This window comes from Kribbia dieselivorans NBRC 106261 (assembly GCF_001552435.1).
GTDB classification, from domain to species: Bacteria; Actinomycetota; Actinomycetes; order Actinomycetales; family Dermatophilaceae; genus Kribbia; species Kribbia dieselivorans.
Map to the genome: position 1 here is coordinate 1 of NZ_BCRE01000007.1, position 22,686 is coordinate 22,686.

19 protein-coding genes and 1 tRNA gene are annotated in these 22,686 nt (G+C 68.4%); 12 read left to right on the forward strand and 8 right to left on the reverse strand.

The genetic code is table 11. The features are described 5' to 3' along the window. Window positions 1-39 precede the first annotated feature (39 nt). Complete coding sequence (locus KD1_RS01120; RefSeq protein ID WP_068396309.1) at window positions 40-1,158, reverse strand: hypothetical protein; 1,119 nt, start codon at window positions 1,156-1,158, stop codon at window positions 40-42. A 178-nt stretch (window positions 1,159-1,336) separates the two neighbouring features. Next, window positions 1,337-1,975, reverse strand: coding sequence for an alpha-ketoglutarate-dependent dioxygenase AlkB (locus KD1_RS01125; RefSeq protein ID WP_068396310.1), 639 nt, complete (start codon window positions 1,973-1,975; stop codon window positions 1,337-1,339). A gap of 96 nt (window positions 1,976-2,071) precedes the next feature. Here KD1_RS01125 and recO point away from each other — a divergent pair, with 96 nt between their 5' ends. Together recO and KD1_RS01135 are read left to right on the forward strand one after the other, a co-directional pair. Beyond that, window positions 2,072-2,812, forward strand: a complete 741-nt coding sequence (gene recO, locus KD1_RS01130; RefSeq protein ID WP_068396312.1) for a DNA repair protein RecO — start codon at window positions 2,072-2,074, stop codon at window positions 2,810-2,812. After that, entirely contained in the window at window positions 2,809-3,594 is a 786-nt protein-coding gene (locus KD1_RS01135; RefSeq protein ID WP_157073095.1) for an isoprenyl transferase, read from the forward strand. Before recO ends, KD1_RS01135 begins: the two co-directional genes overlap by 4 nt. 16 nt (window positions 3,595-3,610) lie before the next feature. Here the strand turns inward: KD1_RS01135 and KD1_RS01140 are convergent, their stop codons facing one another. The 5 genes from KD1_RS01140 to KD1_RS01160 form a co-directional block, all read right to left on the reverse strand. Further along, complete coding sequence (locus tag KD1_RS01140; protein ID WP_068396317.1) at window positions 3,611-4,015, reverse strand: Fur family transcriptional regulator; 405 nt, start codon at window positions 4,013-4,015, stop codon at window positions 3,611-3,613. Between the two features lie 14 nt (window positions 4,016-4,029). Then, window positions 4,030-5,034, reverse strand: a complete 1,005-nt coding sequence (locus tag KD1_RS01145; protein ID WP_068396325.1) for a metal ABC transporter permease — start codon at window positions 5,032-5,034, stop codon at window positions 4,030-4,032. After that, window positions 5,027-5,872, reverse strand: coding sequence for a metal ABC transporter ATP-binding protein (locus KD1_RS01150; RefSeq protein ID WP_245627226.1), 846 nt, complete (start codon window positions 5,870-5,872; stop codon window positions 5,027-5,029). The genes KD1_RS01145 and KD1_RS01150 overlap by 8 nt, the downstream gene beginning before the upstream one ends. Next, window positions 5,869-6,828: a metal ABC transporter substrate-binding protein gene (locus KD1_RS01155; protein WP_068396327.1), complete on the reverse strand. Its 960-nt coding sequence runs from the start codon at window positions 6,826-6,828 to the stop codon at window positions 5,869-5,871. Before KD1_RS01155 ends, KD1_RS01150 begins: the two co-directional genes overlap by 4 nt. A gap of 77 nt (window positions 6,829-6,905) precedes the next feature. Continuing rightward, window positions 6,906-7,217 carry a DUF6703 family protein gene (locus KD1_RS01160; RefSeq protein WP_068396334.1) on the reverse strand — a complete coding sequence of 104 codons (312 nt, stop codon included), beginning with the start codon at window positions 7,215-7,217 and terminating at the stop codon, window positions 6,906-6,908. Between the two features lie 71 nt (window positions 7,218-7,288). Here KD1_RS01160 and KD1_RS01165 point away from each other — a divergent pair, with 71 nt between their 5' ends. Both KD1_RS01165 and KD1_RS01170 read left to right on the forward strand, forming a co-directional pair. Beyond that, a complete protein-coding gene (locus KD1_RS01165; protein ID WP_068396336.1) occupies window positions 7,289-8,695 on the forward strand; it encodes a glycine--tRNA ligase in 1,407 nt (468 codons plus the stop codon). Window positions 8,696-8,720: 25 nt separating this feature from the next. Continuing rightward, a complete protein-coding gene (locus KD1_RS01170) occupies window positions 8,721-9,326 on the forward strand; it encodes a DUF7691 family protein (RefSeq protein WP_068396342.1) in 606 nt (201 codons plus the stop codon). Window positions 9,327-9,328: 2 nt separating this feature from the next. On the opposite strand, the gene KD1_RS01175 is transcribed toward KD1_RS01170, so the two are convergent. Next, the gene (locus tag KD1_RS01175) at window positions 9,329-10,159 is read right to left on the reverse strand and encodes a sulfurtransferase (protein ID WP_068396344.1); all 831 of its coding nucleotides are present in this window, start codon (window positions 10,157-10,159) and stop codon (window positions 9,329-9,331) included. Between the two features lie 556 nt (window positions 10,160-10,715). Between KD1_RS01175 and dusB the strand changes: the two genes are divergently transcribed. From dusB to KD1_RS01215, 8 genes are all read left to right on the forward strand, one after another. After that, on the forward strand, window positions 10,716-11,972 hold the full coding sequence (dusB, locus tag KD1_RS01180; protein WP_068396347.1) for a tRNA dihydrouridine synthase DusB: 1,257 nt from the start codon (window positions 10,716-10,718) through the stop codon (window positions 11,970-11,972). A 54-nt stretch (window positions 11,973-12,026) separates the two neighbouring features. After that, window positions 12,027-13,256, forward strand: coding sequence for a deoxyguanosinetriphosphate triphosphohydrolase (locus KD1_RS01185; RefSeq protein ID WP_068396350.1), 1,230 nt, complete (start codon window positions 12,027-12,029; stop codon window positions 13,254-13,256). Between the two features lie 73 nt (window positions 13,257-13,329). Then, window positions 13,330-15,252 (forward strand): DNA primase, encoded by a 1,923-nt coding sequence (gene dnaG / locus KD1_RS01190; protein WP_068396353.1) that lies wholly within the window; start codon window positions 13,330-13,332, stop codon window positions 15,250-15,252. Beyond that, window positions 15,252-15,764 (forward strand): hypothetical protein, encoded by a 513-nt coding sequence (locus KD1_RS01195; protein ID WP_068396356.1) that lies wholly within the window; start codon window positions 15,252-15,254, stop codon window positions 15,762-15,764. The genes dnaG and KD1_RS01195 overlap by 1 nt, the downstream gene beginning before the upstream one ends. Before the next feature lie 60 nt (window positions 15,765-15,824). Further along, a tRNA-Asn gene (locus KD1_RS01200) sits at window positions 15,825-15,897 on the forward strand. 122 nt (window positions 15,898-16,019) lie between these two features. After that, entirely contained in the window at window positions 16,020-16,283 is a 264-nt protein-coding gene (locus KD1_RS01205; RefSeq protein WP_068396359.1) for a hypothetical protein, read from the forward strand. A gap of 17 nt (window positions 16,284-16,300) precedes the next feature. Continuing rightward, complete coding sequence (locus KD1_RS01210; protein WP_157073096.1) at window positions 16,301-17,206, forward strand: hypothetical protein; 906 nt, start codon at window positions 16,301-16,303, stop codon at window positions 17,204-17,206. 314 nt (window positions 17,207-17,520) lie between these two features. Then, window positions 17,521-22,686 carry a DEAD/DEAH box helicase family protein gene (locus KD1_RS01215; RefSeq protein ID WP_217995766.1) on the forward strand — a complete coding sequence of 1,722 codons (5,166 nt, stop codon included), beginning with the start codon at window positions 17,521-17,523 and terminating at the stop codon, window positions 22,684-22,686.

A 22,686-nucleotide genomic window follows, 5' to 3' on the forward strand; every position in this document is an offset into this window, starting at 1 on the left:
CCCGAAACCATCACTCGGCGCAGGTCACTCGCGGGGGTCTCACCCGGCCAGTGCGTGGGAGCTGCCGGCACCGCCGGAGTGCTGGTCCCGCCGACGCAGACGCAGACCCAGCGCGCTCGCCCCGAGCAGGACGGCGCCGGCCACGAGCAGCGCGCCGGCCGCACCCAACGACCCCTCGGACCAATCGACGGCGGCCTCCGTCGCGGCGGCCGTCAGGGCGACCACCCCGAGCACCAGGTAGGGCCAAGCCTGCAGGCGGATGTACAGGACGAAGCCGACGGTGCCCACCACGGCCAGGGCCAGGTATCCCGTCCAGGCCGCGCCGCGGTCGAGGCCTCCCCAACTGGCGGCGATGACCAGCAACTGTGCGCCCCAGAAGGCGATGACGCCACCGACCAGTCGACCCAGCGTCTTCTCACGCAGCCACCCGATTTCGGCGGCCAGGACCCAGATCGCCGCCAGCGTCAAGAACGCCGAGGCCACCGCATAGGCCGCCATGATGGACGATTCGAAGACGGCATTCGACAGCGCCTCGCTGAGGAACATCAGGGCTCCCGCGAACACGACGTGGGTCAGCCCGTTCGTCAGTAGCAGGTACACGCCGATCGCCAGGACGGCCACCAGGCCCGACGCCAGCACGGAGATCCAGTGTGGTTGGATCGCCGTTTCGTTGTCGGCCCAGTACGCCACACTTGGCCCGGTCACGACGGCCGCCCCGGTGAGCAGGAGCGCGGTCAGACGCCGCCGAGCGTCGACGACGGCGGTGGCGTCGCGGCCACCGCTGACGACCATCACCGCCATGCCGGCGACGGCGAGCACCGCGACACAACCGGCGAGCGCCCAGTACCGGGCCGTGGTGGACAACGCGACCCATTGGGTGGCGAGCGCGACCGCCACGGCCGCAACCACGAGCACCCCACCGAGGTATCCGGCCACCTCGGCCATGATCCCGCGCAGACGGCGATCCCGCTCGGGCACTTCTGAGGAGAGCACACCGCGCACGACCGAGCCTGCCGTGGCGGCGTCCTGGCTGGCGATCAATCCCTTGGCCACCAAGGCGTCCACCACCGTCGTGGCGGGATTGTCGTCGCGCAATGGTCGACGAGACGCGAGCATGATGACCTCCTGGAGGGTGAGCGTGGTGCACCGATGCGCCATCTCCAGTCTTCTCCCATTCACGTTGCGCCACCTGAGTATTCGTGCGGCTCGTACGCGCGATCGAGTGAGTACCCGTACCCGGTTCGCCACAACCCCCGCCGAGTGATGGTTTCGGGTCGCCTCAGGAGTCCTGAGGCGGCCCGAAACCATCACTCGGCGACAGGGGGGTGGACGCTACTCACCACACTCCGCGCGGTCGAAACTGCGCGGAGATGCGTGGGCCGACCGGGCGGCGCGTCTTCGGTACGGCGTGATCCCAGGTCCGCTGACAGGACCCGCCCATGACGAGGAGGTCACCATGCCCGAGGAGGAAGCGGATCGACGCTCCGCCACCGCGTGGTCGCAACAACAGCGGCCGGGCCTCGCCGAGCGAGAGGATGGCGACCATGGTGTCGGCGTCGCGTGACCGACCGATCCGATCACCGTGCCACGCGACCGAGTCGGCGCCGTTGCGGTAGTGGCACAACCCGACCGTGGCGAACCCCTCACCCAGTTCGGCGCGGTAGTGCGCCGAGAGTGCCGCTCGGGCCGCGGTCAGGCAATCGTGGGGGAGTGCGTCGCGTTCGCCGTAGGTGCGCGTCAGTCGCGGCACCGCCACGACGTTGTCGTACATCTGCCGGGTGTCGGCCCGCCAGTCGACGTCCGCGACCAGTGCGTCGAAGACCGCATCGGAGCCGGTCAACCAGCCGGGCTGATGGTCGACCCACGCTCCGCGGGCCAAGGGTGTGCGCAGTGGCGCGACGCGCCCGAACTCCGGGGTCGCCGCATCATCCCAGAGGCACCCTTGGACCGATCCCTGCCATGCAGCACTGGACATGCGTTCGAGTCTACACGATCTCGATCACGTGTTCGACGATGCTCCGGCGAGTGTCGCGGCATCGGCATGGTCGCGCGGCGGGGGACAATGGTGGGTATGCCCCTCTACCGTGACGAAGCGATCGTCCTGCGCACCCACAAGTTGGGTGAGGCAGACCGCATCGTCACCGTGCTCAGCCGCAACCGGGGCAAGTTGCGCGTCGTCGGCAAGGGGGTCCGACGCACGAAATCGCGTTTCGGAGCCCGGCTCGAGCCGGCCATGCGCGTCGACCTCCAGTGCTACGAGGGGCGCTCGCTGGACACCGTGACCCAGGCCGAGACGATCGATCCGTGGGGTGACGCGATCGCCCGCGACTACGACCTCTACACGGCCGGATCGGCGATGCTCGAGACCGCGGATCGACTCACCGAAGAGCATGAACCGGCCACGCAGCACTACCTCCTCCTGGCGGGCGCGCTGCGCTCCCTGGCTCAACGTGACCACGACCCGGGGGTGCTGCTCGACGCGTACCTCACCCGCGCGCTGGCCATCGCCGGGTGGGCGCCCAGCTTCCACGACTGCGCGATGTGCGGGGCCGAGGGGCCGCATCGGGCGTTCCACATCCCCTCCGGTGGCGTGGTCTGTTCGTCCTGTCGACTGCCCGGCGCCGCCGCCCCGCATCCGGACGTGCTGCGCCACCTCGCGGCGCTGTTGACCGGGGACTGGGCCATCGCCGATGCCACGCAGCCGCGTCACTGTCGCGAGGCGGCCGGTTTGGTCGCGGCCTATCTGCAGTGGCACCTCGAGCGTGGCGTGCGCTCCCTGCGGTTGGTCGACCGCACCGGCACGGCAGGATGACCCGTATGGCCTACGCACGTCCGTACCCGCACCCGACCGGTGCCACCCCGCCGCCGATCCCGGCCGAGCTGATCCCCAACCACGTCGCCGTGGTCATGGACGGCAACGGTCGGTGGGCCAACGAGCGGGGGCTGCCGCGTACGAAGGGCCACGAGGCGGGGGAGGGGGCGTTGCTCGACGTCGTCGCCGGTGCCATTGACATCGGTGTGTCGCACCTGTCGGCATACGCCTTCTCGACGGAGAACTGGAAGCGCTCGCCCGAGGAGGTGCGCTTCCTCATGGGGTTCAACCGCGATGTCATCCATCGCCGTCGCGATCAGCTCAATGCGTGGGGCGTGCGCATGCGGTGGGTGGGCCGCCGCCCTCGGTTGTGGGGGTCGGTCATCAAGGAACTCGAGATCGCCCAGGAGATGACCAAGCACAACACCGGGCTGACCCTGTACTTCTGCGTCAATTACGGCGGTCGGGCCGAGATCGTCGACGCGACCCGGGCGATTGCCGAGGATGTGCGCCGCGGGCGGCTCAAGGGCAGCGGGATCGACGAACGCACGATCGCGCGCTACCTCACCGAGCCGACGATGCCGGATGTCGATCTGTTCATCCGATCGAGCGGGGAGCAGCGCACGAGCAACTTCCTGCTGTGGCAGAGCGCCTACGCCGAGATGGTGTTCCAGGACACGCTCTGGCCGGACTACGACCGGCGCCACCTGTGGGCGGCCATCGAGACCTACGCGCGCCGCGACCGGCGATACGGAGGAGCCGTGGACGCGCCCCAGCGCTGACTTACCCGGGCGTAGTTCACGCCTTCGCGGCACACTCCGGGCAGGTCCCGGTGATCTCCACCGTGTGGTCGATGTCGACGTACCCGAATCGACCGCTGACCTCGGCGAGCCACTCCTCCAGCTTCGGGCCGCCGATCTCGACGGTGCGCCCGCAGGTGCGGCAGACCATGTGGTGGTGGTGGCCCTCGGTGTCGCAGCGTCGGTAGAGCGCCTCGCCGTCGTCGGTACGTCGGACATCGAGCTCACCGTCGGTGGCCATGGCCGACAGGGTGCGGTAGACCGTGGCCAGACCGATGCGCTCGCCGGACCGGCTCAGGGCGGCGTGCAGGTCCTGGGCGCTGAGGAAGGCCTCGGAGCGTTCCAACTGGTCGGCGATGGCGACGCGTTGCTTCGTCACGCGGCGAGCAGGTGTGGTGGTCATCGACCTATTGTCACCTACTTTCTGACCGGGGCCTTCGACGCGTGCTTCTCGGCGTCGGGGCCGTGCTCGTCCCAATGGTCGCCGTGCGCGGCATGGCGCTGCCCGTCGTGGACATAGTCGACGTGGTCTCCGTGCGCCACGGCCTCGTGCCCACAGTCCTCCCAGTGGACGTGCGGGTGCGTGGCCAACGACGACTGGTGACGTCCGCGCACGACCCGGACGAGCCACGCTCCGAGCTGGGCGACGGCGAACACCGCGATGAGGACCAGGACGATCGACCCGCCCGAGGGGGTGTCGGCGTAGTAGGAGGCGATGACGCCGCCGGTGCTGCACACGATGCCGATGCCGACGGCCAGCCACAGCGACGAGCGGAAGCTGCGACCCAGGGTCTGGCCGGTCGCGTTGGGCAGGATCATCAGGGCGCTGATGAGCAGCAGACCCACGACCCGCATCGAGACGACCACGGTGACGGCGGTGAGCACCGACAGCAGGATGTTGACGAACACGACCGGCAGGCCGGCCGAGCGGGCGAAATCCTCGTCCTGGGCGATGGCGTACAGGCGGGAGCGCAGCAGGGTCGTGGTGGCCACGACGATGACGGCCAACACGGTGAAGGTCGCCAGGTCCGTGTTCGTGACCGTGTTGATCGCGCCGAAGAGGTACGAACTCGTGTTGGCCGGCGTGCCGGCCGGGGCCTTCGAGAGCAACACGACACCCAGGGCGATGCCGCCGTAGAACATCACCGCCAGGGCGAGGTCTCCGGAGGTGCGCCCGACCGACCGGATGAGTTCGATCGCCACGGCGGCGATGACGGTGACGATCAGGGCGGTGAAGACGGGCTCATTGCCGGTGACCACGCCGATGCCGACACCGGCGAGGGCGACGTGACCGAGTCCGTCACCGATCAGCGACATCTGGCGCTGGACGATGTGGATGCCGACCATCGGGGCGGCGGTGCCCACGAGCAGTGCCGCCAGCAGTGAGGCCCGCATGAAGTCGAAGGCGAGGAACTCAGGCATGGGGTCGCTCCACGGGTGGCATGGGGTGGGGTGCGGTCAGGGTCGGCGCGCCCACACCCGCGGTGTCATCGTCGTCATCGTGGTGGTGATGGACGTGCCCGGAGATCGAGGTGTCGATGGCGTCGGGCGGGCCGTCGTAGATGATGCGGCCAGAGTCGATGGCCACGGCCCGGGTCACCGCCGGACGGATGGCCTCGAGCTCATGCGTGACGATGACCATGGTGCGACCGGCGGCGGCGAGGCGGGTGAGGACCTCACCGAGCACCTGCTGGTTGGCGCGGTCGACCCCGGCCGTCGGCTCGTCCATGAGAATCGCCTCCGGCTGGGCCGCGAGGGCTCGGGCGATCAGGACCCGGCGCTGCTGGCCACCGGAGAGGGTGGTGACATCGGTGCGCTGCTGATCACCGAGGCCGACGAGGGAGAGGCTCTGCGCGATGAGCTGCCTGTTCTCCGCGGACCCGGCGCGCCACGGCGCCCACCATGGGGTGTGGGCGACGCGGCCCACCCCGACGACCTCGCCCACGGTGGAGCGCAGTGAGGTCGCCAGGGTGTGTCGCTGGGGCACGTAGCCCAGCCGCCAGCGGTCGTGGACGTGATCGAGCGGTTCGCCGAAGAGACGCACCTCCCCGGCGGTGTGCTGCGCCAGGCCCACCAGGCCCTTGACGAGCGTGGACTTGCCCGATCCGTTGGGACCGAGCACGGCGACGACCTCACCGGGGTGGACGGTCAGATCGATGTCGGTGATGATCGTGCGTTCGGCGTACCCGAAGGCGGCCGATCGCAGGTCGATGACCGGGTCGGTCGAACCGGAGCTCAGTGGGGAGACCGTGGGGGTCACCCGCATTCCTGGCCGGCCTTGAGCGTGCTGAGGTTCGAGCGCATGACCTCAAGGTAGTCCGTGCCGGCGGACTCGTTGGTGATTCCCTCGATCGGGTCGAGGACCTTGACCTGGGCGCCGGCCTCCTTGGCCACGGTCTCGGCGGTGTCCTTGGGCAGCAGCGTCTCGGCGTACACCGTGGAGGCGCCGGCTTCCTTGATGTGGGTCACCGCGTCGGCCAGCTGCTTCGCGGTCGGCTCGGTGTCGGGGGAGAGGCCGGAGATGCCGACCTGGTGGAAGCCGTAGGCCTCGGCCAGGTAGCCGAATGCCGCGTGCGAGGTGACGAGGTCCTTCTGCTTGCAGGACTTCAGACCCGTGCGGTACTCGGTGTCGAGGGTCTTCAGGTCGGTCTTCAGTGCCGTGGCGTTGGCGGTGTAGGTGTCGGCGTTGCCCGGGTCGACCTTCGCCAGTTCCTTGGCCATGGCGTCGGCGACGTCGGCGTAGCGCGTCGGGTCCAGCCAGAAGTGCGGGTCGTTGGCGGCCGCCTCGTTGGCGTGCTCCTCACCGGCGTGTGTATCCCCACCGTGGTCGTGACCATCGTCCTGGGTCGCCGCTTCGAGATGCGCCGCGTCGGCGACGTCGAACTTCGCGGTGGTGATGTTCTTGACCGCGTCGTCGACGGCCGGCTGGAAGCCGGAGAGGTAGACGACGAGCTTGGATTCCTGCAGGCCACCGATCGCCTTCGGGGTCAGCTCGAGGTCGTGCGGCTCCACGCCCGGGCCGGTCAGGTTCGTCACCTTCACGTGCTCCCCGCCGATGCGGTCCAGCGCGTACTGCAGCGGGTAGAAAGACGTCGTCACGGCGAGCTGGTCGGCGCCGGCCGCGGTGTCACCGTTGGCGTCGGAGCTGCTGCTGCCGCACGCGGAGACGGCAACGAGGGGGACGAGTGCGCACAGGGCGGCAAGGGAACGCTTCATGATCCTCATTCTCGGTTGACCTGAGAATGGTTGTCAATTCAGCCCCGGAAGTGGGGGCTCGTGGCACCCGGGTTGGGTTACTTCGGGAACGCGCGCACCAGGGTCACGGACACGAACAGGACGAGCACGGCGATCCGCATGAGGCGTTCGATGTTGGTCAGCATCGTCCACGAGTACAGCGCCATCCACAGCATGAAGAGTGTGACGAGCAGCAGGGGGATCCAGCCATAGGTGCCGAGGAAGAACGAGGCGACCAACAGCGCTCCGACCATGACCAACGTCAAGGTCGCGTGCTCGCGAAAGGCCCGCATGAAGGGCTGGCTGGCTCGGTGGAAGGCGGTGTCCGGCAGGTCTGGGAGGTGGGTCACCGGGCGCTGCGCATTCGACATGCGGGGCAGCCTACGCCCAGCCTGCGAGCCGGGTTCGGTCGTGTCCGGGACCGCTGGGTAGCCTGTCGCCCATGGCCAAGCAGATCTCCACCGTCGACACCGTTGTTTCCCTGTGCAAGCGCCGGGGCTTCGTCTTCCCCAGCGGTGACATCTATGGCGGTACCCGATCCGCGTGGGACTACGGGCCGCTGGGTGTCGAACTCAAGGAGAACGTGCGCCGCCAGTGGTGGAAGTCCATGGTGCACGCGCGTGAGGACGTCGTCGGGCTGGACTCCTCGATCATCCTGCCGCGCGAGACGTGGGTCGCCTCCGGTCACGTCGGCACGTTCACCGACCCGCTCGTCGAGTGCCTCAACTGCCACAAGCGCCGCCGCCAGGACCACCTGCAGGAGGACTTCGCGGCCAAGGCAGCCAAGAAGGGCAAGGAGATCAACCCCGACGACGTGCCGATGAGCGAGATCGTCTGCCCCGACTGTGGCACCGTCGGCCAGTGGACCGCCCCGCGCGAGTTCAACATGATGCTCAAGACGTACCTCGGCGTCATCGAGGACGAGACCGGCCTGCACTACCTGCGCCCGGAGACCGCCCAGGGCATCTTCATCAACTTCCTCAACGTGCTGCAGTCCTCGCGCAAGAAGCCGCCATTCGGCATCGCGCAGACCGGCAAGTCGTTCCGCAACGAGATCACGCCGGGCAACTTCATCTTCCGCACCCGCGAGTTCGAGCAGATGGAGATGGAGTTCTTCGTCAAGCCCGGTGAGGACGAGGAGTGGCACCAGTACTGGATCGACGAGCGCACCCGCTGGTACACCGACCTCGGGATCAACGCCGACAACCTGCGCCACTTCGAGCATCCGCAGGACAAGCTGTCGCACTACTCCAAGCGCACCGTCGACATCGAGTACCGCTTCAACTTCACCGGCAGCGAGTGGGGTGAGCTCGAGGGCATCGCCAACCGCACCGACTTCGACCTGGGCACCCACAGCAAGCACTCCGGCACCGACATGGTGTATTTCGACCAGACGAGCGGAGAGAAGTACACGCCCTACGTCATCGAGCCAGCGGCCGGTCTGGGGCGGTCGATGATGACGTTCCTCGTCGACGCGTACGCCGAGGACGAGGCGCCGAACACCAAGGGCGGCGTCGACAAGCGCGTCGTGCTGCGCCTCGACCCGCGTCTGTCGCCGGTCAAGGCGGCGGTGCTGCCGCTGTCGCGCAACGCCGACCTGTCGCCGAAGGCGCGCGATCTGGCCGCCGCGCTGCGCAAGAACTGGAACATCGACTTCGACGACGCCGGCGCGATCGGCAAGCGGTACCGCCGTCAGGACGAGATCGGTACTCCGTTCTGCATCACCGTGGACTTCGACACGCTCGAGGACCAGGCCGTGACGATCCGCGAGCGCGACACCATGGCGCAGGAGCGGGTCGGCCTGGACAAGGTCGAGGGCTGGTTGGCCGCGCGGCTCATCGGCTGCTGACGCCTTCGGACGTGGGGCTGCAGGCATGCGTGCAACGACGCTGACCCTGATCTCGGTCAGTCTGGACGAGGTTCGGGCGGTGCTGGGGCGCCCGGCCGAGGAGTACGAAGGCCTGGCGGCGGTCATCGATGAGCGGGCGGCGTGGGAGCCGGAGACGGTGCCGTTCGGCCAGCAGGTGGTCAGTGCCGATGAGGCTTTGCGTACCGTCCTGGCGGGTGGGCCGTGGGTGCCCGGTGGCGGCCGGATGTACTGGTACGCGCTGGACCGCGTCTGCCGGGCGTGGGCCTGGGCGATCGAGATGATGCCGTGGGATGCGGCCGAAGGCGTGGCGGAGGCGCTGACTCGCCTGGGAGTGCCGGGGGATCACCTGCCCCAGGCGTGGTTGAGCCGTACGCCGCGACTCGGTCTGGAGGTCACGGCGCTCCCGCAGGTGGGGCGGGTGGAGTATGCCCAGGCGCTCGAGGCCCTACCGTTCTACGAGGCGGTGCTCGAAGCGGATCTTCGTGACGAGCCTGCGCAGGCCGAGGTCACGCAGGTGGCCGGTGACCTCGTGGCTTGCCTGGCCGAGTGGGGCCGCGAGGCGCGGGCCGTCGGGCGTCCGCAGCCGGACCTGGTTGTCGTGCTCGGCTGAGTTCAGGCGCCGGTGGCGACGGGCCTGGTCGGGTCGGTGATCCAATCGCTCCACGAGCCGATGTACACGGCCGCGTCGAAGCCGGCCTCGGTCAGGGCCAGGGCCGTGTGCGCGGCGGTGATGTCCGAACCGCACGTTGTGCCGATGGGCTTGGCCGGGCCGCCACCGTGCTCCGCGAAGTAGGAGCGCAGCTCACTCGCCGGCCGCAACCGACCCTGGGAGTCGAGGGTGTCGGCCATGGGCGTGTTCACCGCTCCGGGAATGTGACCGGCCACCTTGTCGATCGGCTCGTGCTCGCCGCGGAACCGCTCGAGGGTGCGCGCGTCGAGCAGAACGCCCTCCATCGCGGTCTTGGCGGCTCCGGCTGCGTCGAGGATCGGCAGGTGTCCGGGGGAGACGGCCAGCGTGCCGCGCCCGGGCGCTGGGATGCCGCTCTCGGTGGGCAGATCCGCGCGCGTCCACGCCGCCCAGCCACCGTCGAGGACGCGCACGTCGGCGACGCCGAAGTAGCGCAGCGTCCACCACACCCGGGCCGCGGGTAGCGAGTTCTGGTCGTCGTACACGATCACCGTGCTGTCTGGGTTGATCCCACAGCGGTTGACCACGGCTTGCACCGACACCGGCGTCGGCAGCGGGTGACGCCCGTGCGGCCCGGCGACGCCAGACAGTTCGGCCTCGACGTCGACGTGGTGCGCCCCCGGAAGGTGCGCGGCCAGGTACGCCGGGCGCTGCGACGCTCCGCCCATGACCCAGCGGGCGTCAATGATGACGGTGGTCCGCGGCGACGTGGTCAAGAGACGGTCGAGATCAGCGGTGGAGATCAGGGCGCTCATGCCTCCAGTCTCCCCGAGAGGGCGCTCGCTGGGTCAGTCCATGGGGCCGAGTGTTCCCGAGGACACGGCAGACTCCCAGTCCTGTCCTCCGTGGAACACGCCGACGATGTTGACGACATCTGAACCGGAACCGTGGTCGGTCTCATACACGATCAAGGTTCGCTTACGGATCGTGCTTCAGGGGTGTAGCGCACCCTGCCCGTCACGAGCGAGCAGCCCACTTGGCTTGGAAGTGTGCTCGGACCTCGTCTGCGGGGATAGCTCGCGAGGGGTCAGCCTTCAGTGCGTCGTACGCATCTGCCGCCACCGTCCTCAGCCATTCCTCGGCAGCGGGGTCGAGCGTGGTCTCCGACTCCACCGACTCAAGGAGTCAAAGCGCGACGTCCTTGCGCAGTTCAGGGGGCAGGGACATCCCAGCCTCGAAGTACTCTGACGCGCTCAGTGCCATGTAGAGAGTCTACGTCGCGGCCCCAACCAATGCGCTGAACCGGCGTTTGGCTGTGGACAACGCGCAGCATTCGGGGCACCCTCGCTGAGGTGGGAGAATGGGCAGGTCATGCACGTCACCGCCACGCTCCCCGCTCCGAACACGACCCCGACCGCAGCCGCCCCCACCGCGGCCGCGGCCCCCGTCCTGCCCCCGCTGCAGATCGGCCCGCTGACCATCGAGTCGCCTGTCGTCCTGGCCCCGATGGCCGGCATCACCAACCGGGCCTTCCGCCGCCTGTGCCGCGAATACGGCACCGAGGGCCTCGCCGCCGGGGGAGCCAGCGGCGCCAAGAGCCTGTACGTCTCCGAGATGATCACCTCGCGCGCTCTCGTCGAACGCACCCCCGAGACGATGCGCCTGATCGAACACGACCCCGACGAGCAACCGCGCTCCGTGCAGCTCTACAGCGTCGACCCGGCGACCACGGCCGCCGCGGCCCGGATCCTCGTCCAGGAGGACCGCGCGGACCACATCGACATGAACTTCGGCTGCCCCGTCCCGAAGGTGACACGCAAGGGCGGCGGCTCGGCGCTGCCGTGGAAGCGTGACCTGTTCCGCGCGATCGTGCGCGCCGCGGTGACCGAGGGCGCCAAGCGCGACGTGCCGGTGACCGTCAAGATGCGCATCGGTATCGACGACGATCACCTCACCTACCTCGACGCAGGCCGGATCGCCGAAGCGGAGGGGGCCGCGGCCGTCGCCCTCCACGCACGCACGGCAGCGCAGGCGTACTCCGGCCAGGCGAGATGGGAGGCGATCACCCGCCTGAAGGAGACGGTGACCTCCATTCCGGTGCTCGGCAACGGTGACATCTGGTCGGCGGAGGACGCGATCGCGATGGTCGCGCAGACCGGCGCCGATGGCGTGGTCGTCGGCCGCGGTTGCCTGGGCCGGCCATGGCTGTTCACCGACCTCGCGGCCGCGTTCGCCGGCAGCAACGCGCGCGTGCAGCCCACCCTCGGCGAGGTCACGGTAACCCTGCGCCGGCACGCCGAGTACCTCACCGACTTCTACGACGGAGACGAGTTGCGGGCCTGCCGCGACATCCGCAAGCACATCGCCTGGTACCTCAAGGGGTTCCGGGCCGGCTCGTCGGTGCGCAACCAGCTCGCGCTGGTCAACTCCCTGACCGATCTCGACGGGCTCATCGCCACCCTCGACTTGACCGCGCCGTGGCCGGGCGAGGCCGCCGAGGGTCCGCGCGGCCGGGCCGGATCGCCGCGCGTCGTCGCCCTCCCGGACGGCTGGCTCGACTCGCCGGAGCTCAGCGAGACCCAGCGCCGTCAGGTCGCCGAGGCCGAACTGTCGGTCTCGGGCGGCTGAACCCGACGCCGGACGGCTGCGCCGACCTCGGCGCGCTGGCCTACTCTCGACTCCGTGACCTACAGCCCCCATGACCGCCAGCGGTGGGTCGCCGAGGATCCCGAACAGAAGCGCACCGACCGCGACGACTTCGCCCGCGACCGCGGCCGGCTGATCCACTCGTCGGCCCTGCGCCGGCTCTCGGCCAAGACGCAGGTGCTGCAGCCGGGCATCGACGACTTCGTCCGCAACCGTCTGACGCACTCGCTCGAGGTCGCCCAGATTGGCCGCGAGTTCGGAGCGGCGTTGGGCTGCGACGCCGATGTCGTCGACACCGCGTGCCTCGCCCACGACCTCGGTCACCCGCCCTTCGGCCACAACGGCGAACGCGCGCTGCGGGAGATCGCCGCGGACATCGGCGGGTTCGAGGGGAACGCCCAGACGCTGCGCATCCTCACCCGACTCGAGGCCAAGCGAGCACACCCCGACGGGCGGCCGGCCGGCCTCAACCTGACCCGCGCCAGCCTCGACGCGGCGACGAAGTACCCGTGGCGACGCGACGACGCTCCGTCTGGCTCACCGAAATTCGGCGCGTATAACGATGACCTGCCGGTCTTCGACTGGATGCGCGAGGGGGCGCCTCCGGGTGTGAAGTGCCTCGAGGCGCAGGTCATGGACTGGTCCGACGACGTCGCGTACTCGGTGCACGACGTCGAGGACGCCGTGGTCTCGGGACGCGTCGACGTGCGGGCGCTGCGTGACCCGGGGGTGGCCGAGGACGTGCTGGCCGAGGCGATCCTCGCGTACTCCTCGGGCCTGGACCGCGACGCGTTGGGCAGCGGCTTGGAGTCGCTCATGCACAGCGGCGCCGTCCCGGCCGCGTTCGACGGCTCGCGGGCCGGGTTGGCGGCGATCAAGGACATGACGAGTCGGTTGATCGGCCGCTTCTGCCTGGCGGTCGAGGTGGCGATGCGGGCGGAGCACGGACCGGGCGACCTGACCCGTTACGACGCCGATCTCATCGTGCCCGACCAGGTCCGCGCGGAGGTGGCGGTGCTCAAGGCGACGGCCGCGCACTTCGTCATGCGCAGCCGCGAACGTGACCAGTTGTATCGCGACCAACGGCAGGTCATCCACGATCTCGTCGCGATGATCACGGACGATCCGGAGTCTCGTCTCGACGCGGATCTCCTGCCCGACCACCGCAGTGCCGACAGCGACGCGGCCGCGCGGCGGGTCATCATCGATCAGGTGGCCCAGCTCACCGACGTGCGGGCGTTGGAGTTGCACGCGCGCTGGTCGTAGCCCGACCGGGGAAGCGGGGCGACCCACGTAGACTCGCCACCACGGTGGCTGCACGCGAGGCAGGAGGTGGCACGTGGCGGGACGGATCCGCGCCGAGGACGTCGAGGCGGTCAAGGAACGCACGTCGATCTCGGACATCGTCCGCGAGCACGTCACGCTCCGCCCGGCCGGCCCCGGGTCGCAGAAGGGCCTGTGCCCGTTCCACGACGAGAAGACCCCGTCGTTCACGGTCCGCGAGACCGTCGGCGCGTTCCACTGTTTCGGCTGCGGCGAGGGCGGCGACGTCATCTCGTTCGTCATGAAGATCGACCACCTGACCTTTGCCGAGTCGGTCGAACGCCTCGCCGCGCGCGTCGGCATGGAGCTGCGCTACGAGGACGGTCCGGGACCGCGCCGCGAGGAGGGCGGGCTCGGCCGTCGCACCCGCATCATCGAGGCCCACCGCGTGGCCACGGAGTACTACGCCGACGCGTTGGTGTCACGACCGGATGCGCGTGCGGCCAGGGATTTCCTGCGCTCTCGCGGATTCGATCGCGCGGCTGCGGAGATGTTCGGCGTCGGTTTCGCCCCACGCGGGGGAGAGGACCTGACGCGGCACCTGCTGACCAAGGGGTTCACCGACGACGAACTCACCACCGCGGGGATCAGCGGTCGCGGGTCGCGTGGCCTGTACGACCGATTCCGGGGGCGGCTGGTGTGGCCGATCCGCGAGATCACCGGCGACCCCATCGGGTTCGGTGCGCGGCGACTGTTCGACGACGACCGGATCGCGGCGAAGTACCTCAACACCTCCGAGACGCCGGTGTACAAGAAGACGCACGTGCTCTACGGGCTGGACCTGGCGAAGAAGGCCATCAGCACCGACCGCAAGGCCGTCGTCGTCGAGGGGTACACCGACGTCATGGCCGCCCACCTGGCGGGGGTGCCGCACGCGATCGCCACCTGCGGAACGGCCTTCGGCGTCGAGCACATCAAGGTGCTGCGGCGCATCATGCGCGACGAGTCGGGCGGGGCCCCGGCGCGCGCCGTCTTCACGTTCGACGGTGACGCCGCCGGGCAGAAGGCCGCGATGAAGGCCTATGCGGAGGACCAGCGCTGGGCCAGCCAGTCCTACGTCGCGGTGGCCGCCGACGGCATGGACCCCTGCGACCTGCGCCTGCGCCAGGGCGACGCCGCGGTGCGCGCGCTCATCGACGATGCGGTACCGATGTTCGAGTTCGCCGTGCGCACCGTGCTGAAGAACTTCGACCTGTCCACCGCCGAGGGACGTGTCGGGGCGATGCGCGCGGCCGCGCCGATCATCCACAACATCCGTGATTCGGCGCTGCGGCCCGAGTACATCCGCGAGGTCGCCGGCTGGATCGGCGTCGACCCCGGCCAATTGCAGCACGAGGTCGGGCGGGCCCAGCGGATGGCGATGAACCCGTCCACCACACCCGAGGAACGACGCTCCGCCAATGGCCGGCCCGAGCCGACCCACGAGGTGAGTGATCTACCCCGGCCCGACCTCCGCGATCCGGTGGTGCAGGCCGAGCGGCAGTTGCTGCAGGTGCTGCTGCAGTACCCCCATCTAGTGAGCAAGGGGGCGCTCGATGGGATCGATCCCGTGGCGTTCCACGCGGCGGCGCATCGGTCGCTGTTCGAGGCGATCCGCACGGTCGGGGCACCCACGCCGGAGGACACGCAGATCGGGTGGACCTCGCGCGTCATCGAGGCCGCGCCGAGCGCCGTGCACCCGCTCATCAACGAGATCGGAGTCTCGACGCTCCCGACGGTCTTCGACAAGACCACGGGTCTGCCGCCGCAGTCGTACGTCGACTCGCTCATCGACCGCGTCACCGAGGTGGGGCTGACCCGACGCATCGCCGAGGCCATGTCGGAGATGCGACGCATGGCCTCCGACCCCAACGCCGACCCGGCGGCCACCCGGGACACCTCCACGCACCTGCTCGGGCTGCAACGCCAGCTCGCCGCTCTCAGACAGGGGAACACCTGATGCGACTGCCCTTCGGCCCACGGACCAGCCTCGCGAAGGAGACCGCGAAGGCGGTCGGGCTCGGGCGCGGTGAGCGGATCCTCGGGGCCGCCGCGACCGCGGACGGCGCGCATGTCGTCATCACGACCTTCCGGTTCGTCGTGGTCTCGGGCGAGAACGTGGTCACGTTGGCGCGGCCGTGGCACGAGGTTGACGGAGGAGCGTGGGACCAGGACACCGAGACGCTGCGGGTGACGTGGGTCGACGAGCCGGAGACGCGCTTCGCCCTGGCCGGTGACCGGGACTTCCACGGGGCGTTCCGGGAGCGGGTGCAGGCGTCGGTCGTGTCCGAGGAGTTCGTCGACTTCGGGGGCGGCCGGCGGGCGCGGGCGGCGATCCGCAAGAACCTGGCCACGGGGGAGCTCAGCGAACAGGTCATCGTCGGCAAGGGCGTGAGCTTCGATCAGCCGGGGGTGCGTGCGGAGTGCGAGGCCACGCTGCGGCGTCTGCGCGAGGAGATCGGGCTGGACTGACCTGCCGATTAGGTCGGTGGTGGGCGGTTTTGCTATGGTTTCTCAGCGCTCACAAAGCGATCCCCTGTAGCTCAATTGGCAGAGCAGCCGGCTGTTAACCGGCAGGTTGTTGGTTCGAGTCCAACCGGGGGAGCCCGCGAGAAACGGCCCGTGACATGCATAAACGCATGTCACCGGCTGTTCTCACAGGGCCCGCACGGACCTGATTGTTCGGGCCACCTTTCATTGTCAGGGCTCCCCGCTACGTTCAACGGCATGAAGCGCACCGCCTTCCCCCGCGGGACCGTCGTCGACCTGCTCGACTCTTCGGGCGATGGCCGTAACGGCTCCAGTTCGTCGACGACCAGGGAGTCCGGTGAAGTCAGGTTCGTGCCTCAACTGAAGGGTGGGGCTGGGACGGTGGGCTCCGGTTGCCGCGACCAGTGGCTGGACGACCTAATCAGGGCATCGGCTGACTGCGACTCGGGCCGTGGCGAGGAAATTTCCTCGGCCTCCCTCCTGATTGGGCTTCAACGTTGACTCCCCACGAAGGGTGGATGAGCCCAGATCGTCATCTCGAGGGGAGCCCGGCTTTCGGGACATACTGGGCGTCGCTTCTGGATGCGGTCGATGCCACTGGAACACCGCGGCTTGCCGGCAAGCGTCGGGACTTCCGAGCCGCGAACGTTCCAGCGCGCAGGCTTGACCTCGAGAGCGAACTGCGCACACTCCTCTGGCTGCATCGCCACGGGCTGCGCCCAGAGTTTGGTGCGACAGATGGATCGCCAGCGGCCGATCTCGTGCTGCCGGACCTTGGCCTCGGGGTCGAGGTCACACGCCTTGCTCGTCCCGAGGTCGGTTGGCAGGTCGTGCGGCTTGTCTTCGACGAGCTACGTCGCTATGCACCCAGCGTCCGCGCAACAGTTCACCTTGACAGCCGGCCTTTGGCGGTGAGGGCATCCGTTCTAGAGGCACTCAGGGAGGAGGTCCGGCTCAGCCTGCAACAGGAGTGCCGCCCCGTCTTCGCTGTGTTGAGACCGGCCCGCGGAAACGCGCGGGCCACCACCGTAACGGTCACTTTCCGGCAGGCCGGCTCGGTCGTGCCGAGACTGTTCGCGCCACCTGTCGGCAGGTCCAGCGTCGCCCGTCTTGATGTCGAGGACCTCGTCGCCAGGGTGCTGACAGATAAGCGGAAGCGCCGGCAGGGCGAAGCAATGCCGACGGTCCTGGTCATAGACGTGGGCGACCTCATGCCGGCCACCACGCGTACAGACGCCCAAGCATGGAGCCGGCGATTGGCGCACATCCTCAACGAGCACCGTGAGGGCACCTCCTTTGCCGCGCTGTGTCTCGTCGCTTTCGGTGACCTCAGCACAGATCCTCGCGTGGCGCTGGGGGTCGCACCGCCTTCGCGAGTGGTGAGCCGCTGGGCGGAGGCTCTGGGCTTGGGAGACATGAGATAAGTCCGCGCTTCCCGGGCAAGCTACACGCGCGGGGCAACACGGAAGTTTGGCGGGAGGCATTGGCCCTCCTCTACTCCGCCTATCCAGAACTCAGAGAGGGAGCGACGCAATTTGGGCTCCCTATCGGTTCGATATCCGAGATTCTGGAACCTCAGTGAGGCTAAGCAATTACAGCATGGCAGGGGCGCCATCTCCCTTGTGTCACTGCACGGCCAGGCCTTGTGCAAGGTCCTTGGTGACGGCTGCGAACCTGCTCGCCAGCGCCTAGCCTCGGATAGGTACAGTGCAGCCCAGGTGACGATGGGAGCTGCGACGTGGTCAGCAACGATGCAGGCGGCATGGACGTCTTCGACGCGCAGCAGCAGCTCATCGACGACTACCGCTCCTTCACCACCGCCTTCGTTGACATCGACGACGCACGCATCAAAGAGCACGTAGCAGACCAGCTTGAGCGGGGCGAGCAGTGGCCCGCGCCCTGGCTGTCCCTCAACCCTGCATTCGAGTCCGGGGGCAGCGTCAGTGACCTTGTGCGCGAAGGCCTGCTCCATGACGAGTGCCGCCGAATCTTCCGCGTCAAGAGTGCGATCGACGATGCCGGATCCCACGAGCTGACCTTCCACCGCCACCAGCGCGACGCCATCGAGGCGGCCCGCTCCGGTCGCAGCTACGTGTTGACCACCGGCACAGGGTCGGGCAAGTCGCTGGCCTACATCGTGCCGATCGTGGACAGCGTCCTGAGTCAGCCTCGACGCCCCGGGGTCAAAGCGATCGTGGTCTACCCCATGAACGCGCTGGCCAACTCCCAGCAACTGGAACTGGAGAAGTTCCTTCGTTTCGGTTACGGCCCGGGCCGCGAACCGGTCACCTTCGCGCGGTACACCGGCCAGGAGCGGGGCGAGGAACGCCAGCGCATCCTCGACAACCCGCCCGACATCCTTCTCACAAACTACGTGATGCTCGAGCTCATCCTCACCCGCCCCGAGGAACGCCGTCGACTCGTCGCCGCCGCCAAGGGCCTGGAGTTCTTGGTTCTCGACGAACTCCACACCTACCGCGGTCGACAGGGCGCCGACGTGGCGATGCTCGTCCGGCGAGTGCGCGAGGCCTGCGAGGCCCCCAACCTCCAGTGTGTCGGCACATCAGCCACCATGGCGACCGGAGGCACCATCGCCGATCAGCGGGCCAAGGTCGCCGAGGTGGCAACCCGCATCTTCGGTGCCGAGGTCACTCCCGGACGGGTGATCGGCGAGACGTTGGCGCGCGCGACGGTCCCGCTTGAGCGCACCGACGGCCTAGCCGAGTGCGTCCGCCAGACCGTGCCCACCACTTTCGACCAACTGCGCCAGTGGCCGCTGGCCAGTTGGATCGAGAGCACCTTCGGCCTCGACGAGGAGGCCGGCACGGGTGTGATCATCAGACAGCGCCCTCGCAAGGTCCGCGAGGACGCGGCTCCCCGTCTTTCCGAGCTGACGGGGCTGACCACCCAGAGCTGCGAGGAGGCGATCCGCGCCACCCTGCTCGCGGGGTCCAAGGTCACCGACCCCGACACGAAACGTCCGCTGTTCGCCTTCCGACTCCACCAGTTCCTCTCCAAGGGTGACTCGGTCTATGTGACTCTCGAACCCGAAGCCACACGGGTGGTCACGTCCAGTTATCAGGTCGCCGCCCCCGGACAGCCCAGCAAGCTGTTGTACCCGTTGTCCTTCTGCCGCGAATGCGGCCAGGAATACCTGGCGGTGGCCAGGACCGAACGGCACGGGCAGATCACCTTCCGCCCGCGCCGTGATCGGGATGCCAGCGGCGGAGAACAAGATGACGGCTATCTCTTCATCTCCACCGACAACCCGTGGCCCGAACAACCGGTGACGGAGGATCGTTTGCCCGACTCATGGGTCGACGGCACGGAGGTCGTCGTCAACCGGCAGAAGTATCTGCCTGAGCGGGTGAATGTCGACCCGAGTGGAAATCAGACGGCCATGGGGGAGCGCGGTACTTCGGTGGCCTTCGTTCCGTCGCCGTTGATGTTCTGCCTGAGCTGTCGCGTGAGTTACGAGTCCGCCAGGGGCAACGACTATTCGCGGCTGGCGACTCTCGACCGGGAGGGTCGTAGCTCGGCGGTCAGCATCATCAGCCAGAGTGTGGTCCGCTCCCTGCGGAAGGTCGATGACCTTCCGCAGGATGCCCGCAAGCTCCTCACCTTCGTCGACAACCGGCAGGATGCCAGCCTCCAGGCAGGTCATTTCAATGACTTCGTCCAGGTCATTCAGATGCGCGGCGCGCTGTATCGCGCCGCTCGGGACAACAACGGCATCGACCATCTCGACTTGGCCAGAAGTGTGGTCAAGGCACTGGGAACACCATTCGAGGAGTACGCCGCCTCGCCGGACGCGAAGTTCTCGGCGCGGCGAGAGGCGGAGGCGGCCTTCCGCGACCTGGTCGAGTTCCGGCTCTACTCGGACATCCAGCCGGGCCGACGGATCACGCTGCCCAACCTGGAACAAACCGGCCTCCTGCGCATCGAGTACAAGGATCTCGCCGAGATCTGTGAAGACGAGGACACGTGGACCTCGGCCTACGAGCCGTTGAAGCACGCCACGGCCGGATTGCGACAGGAACTCTGTCGCATCGTGCTGGACGAGCTGAGGCGCGCTTTGGTCATCGACGCCGCCTGCCTGACCGAGGAAGGGTTCGAGCGCCTCAAGCGCCAGTCCCATCAGCACCTGCAGGGTCTCTGGACGGTGTCAACGCGTGAGGTTCTGCCGAGCATTGGCACGGCATTCGCCCGCTCCGGCAGCGGACGCGAGCGGAGCATCGACAAGCTCTTCCTCTCGGGCCGCTCGGCCTTGGGCAGCTACTTGCGCAAGCCCCAGCGGTTCCCCGACCACCTGGAGCGGCTCGGCACCGACGACGCCCAGCGCATCATCTCCGACATCCTGCGAATCCTCGCGAGAGTGGGCCTGCTCGAGGTGGTCGTGCCCGGCGAACAGGGCGGACCGGGCTATCGACTCAAGTCGAGCAGCCTTCTCTGGGTGGCCGGCGAGGGCCAGCACGCCGCTGCCGACCCGTTGCGGATGACCGTTGACGCGGAGCAGGGCGGGCGAGTCAACGTGTTCTTCCGAGACCTCTACAGACAGGACTCCGACGATCTCACCGGCCTCCGAGCGAGCGAGCACACCGCCCAGGTGAGCAGCCACGATCGGGAGAACCGGGAGCAACAGTTCCGCGACGGCGCGCTGCCTCTGCTGTTCTGTTCCCCGACCATGGAACTCGGTGTCGACATTGCGAGCCTGAACGCCGTCGGGCTACGCAACGTGCCTCCGACCCCGGCGAACTACGCGCAACGCAGTGGACGAGCAGGCCGGTCCGGCCAACCGGCTCTGGTTGTCACCTACTGCGCCACGGGCAACTCGCACGACCAGTACTACTTCCGCCGATCTCAGCAGATGGTCGCCGGTTCGGTGGTCGCGCCGCGCCTCGACCTCACCAATCAGGCACTGTTGCGATCTCACCTGCACGGGATCTGGCTCGCCGAGACCCACGCCGACCTCGGTGGCCGCCTGCCACAACTTCTGGACGCCGAGGGCGACAACCCGACCTTGGTGATCAAGCCCGACAAGGCTGCCCAACTCAGCGATACGGATGCCGTCATGCGCGCGACCGCCGTCGCCGAGCAGTTGGTGGCGCAGCTGGAGGGGGCGTCCTGGTGGTCACCAACCTGGGTCGCTGACGTCATGCGTGAGGCACTCCGCGAGTTCGATCGGGCCTGTGATCGGTGGCGCAGCCTCTACCGTGCGGCCCTGGCCGACCAGGCAGAGCAGAACCGACTGGTCCTTATGGCCAACCTGACCGCCTTCGAGCGCAAGGCGGCCGAGTCCCGACGGCGTGAGGCGGAGAATCAACTGCGGTTGCTCAAGAACGAGGACGACGGTCGCTCTCACTCCGACTTCTACACCTACCGCTATCTCGCCTCCGAGGGCTTCCTGCCGGGCTACTCGTTCCCTCGCCTCCCCCTGGCTGCGTACATCCCGGCGGTTCGGCAGAGCACGGTCAACCGCGATGGCGGCGACTTCCTCCAGCGGCCCCGGTTCCTGGCGATCAGCGAGTTCGGGCCGCGAGCCCTGATCTACCACGAGGGGGCCCGTTACGAGGTGACCCGCGTACAGATCCCGATGGTGCAGGGTCAGGGGGTGGGCAGCGTCGATGTCGAGGAGGCCCGTCGTTGCGAGGCCTGCGGCTATCACCACCGTCGCCAGCCAGGGCTCGACGTCTGCGAAAACTGTGGCACGGAGCTCGGTGCGGCCGCCCAGGGGCTGATGCAGATGCGCACGGTGTTCACCCGCCGCCGGGAGCGGATCTCCAGCGATGAGGAGGAGCGCCGCCGGGCTGGCTATGAGCTCGAGACCTCCTACCGGTTTGCCGTCCACGGCAAGAACGTGGCGCGAACCGATGCCGAGATCCTCGGCACGACCGGTCAGATCGGGGAGGTCTCGTATGGGGACACCGCTACCGTCCGTGTCACCAATCTCGGGTTGAGGCGGCGCAAGGACCCCACCGATCGAGGCTATTGGCTCGATACGGTGAGCGGGCAGTGGCTGAGCGAGAAGATGGCAGCGGTCGCGGGCGACGAGGACCTTCCCGACGCGGCACAGGTCAAGAGCAAGCAGAAGGTCATCCCCTACGTCGAGGACACCCGAAACATCCTCGTTCTCCGGCTGGCTGAGCAGGTGAGCGAGGAGGTCGCGGTGAGCCTTCGGATCGCCCTTGAACGCGGTATCGAGGCGGCTTTCCAGCTGGAGGACTCGGAACTGTCGGGCGAACCGTTGCCGGACGACCTCGGGCGCGCTCGCATGCTGCTCACGGAGTCGGCCGAAGGGGGAGCGGGTGTCCTGCGGCGGCTGGTCACCGAGCCGGACGCGCTGGGTCGCGCCGCTCGGCAGGCACTCGAGGTCGCCCACTTCTACCCCGACACCGGCGCTGACCTCGAGCGCGCTCCGGGTGCAACGGACCAATGCACCAAAGCGTGCTACGACTGCCTGCTGTCGTACTCAAACCAGCTCGAGCACGAACTCATCGACCGGCACGCCGTCCGCGACCTGCTGCTGAGCATGGCGAACGCGAGTGTGGTCGACCACGCAGTAGGGACAACCCTCGATTCGACCCCCGAGGCCGGGAGCCCGGATCGGACGAGCACCGAGGGCGATGTCGAAGGACAGTTGGTCCGCTTCCTGCGCGAGCACGGGTACGAACTACCGCAGCCCAACACCACCTTGATCGGAAGCGCCCGCCCGGACTACGTCTTCGAGGGCCGGAGTCCGGTCGCCATCTTCGTCGGGGAGGACGACATCACGCCAGAACGGAGCTCCGAAGCGGAGGACGCACTCCTGGATCTGGGCTGGGGCGTCCTCCGACTGGGCACACCCGACCAATGGCCGACCACGGTCGCCGCCCGACCCGACGTGTTTGGCCAAGGAAGGAACTGA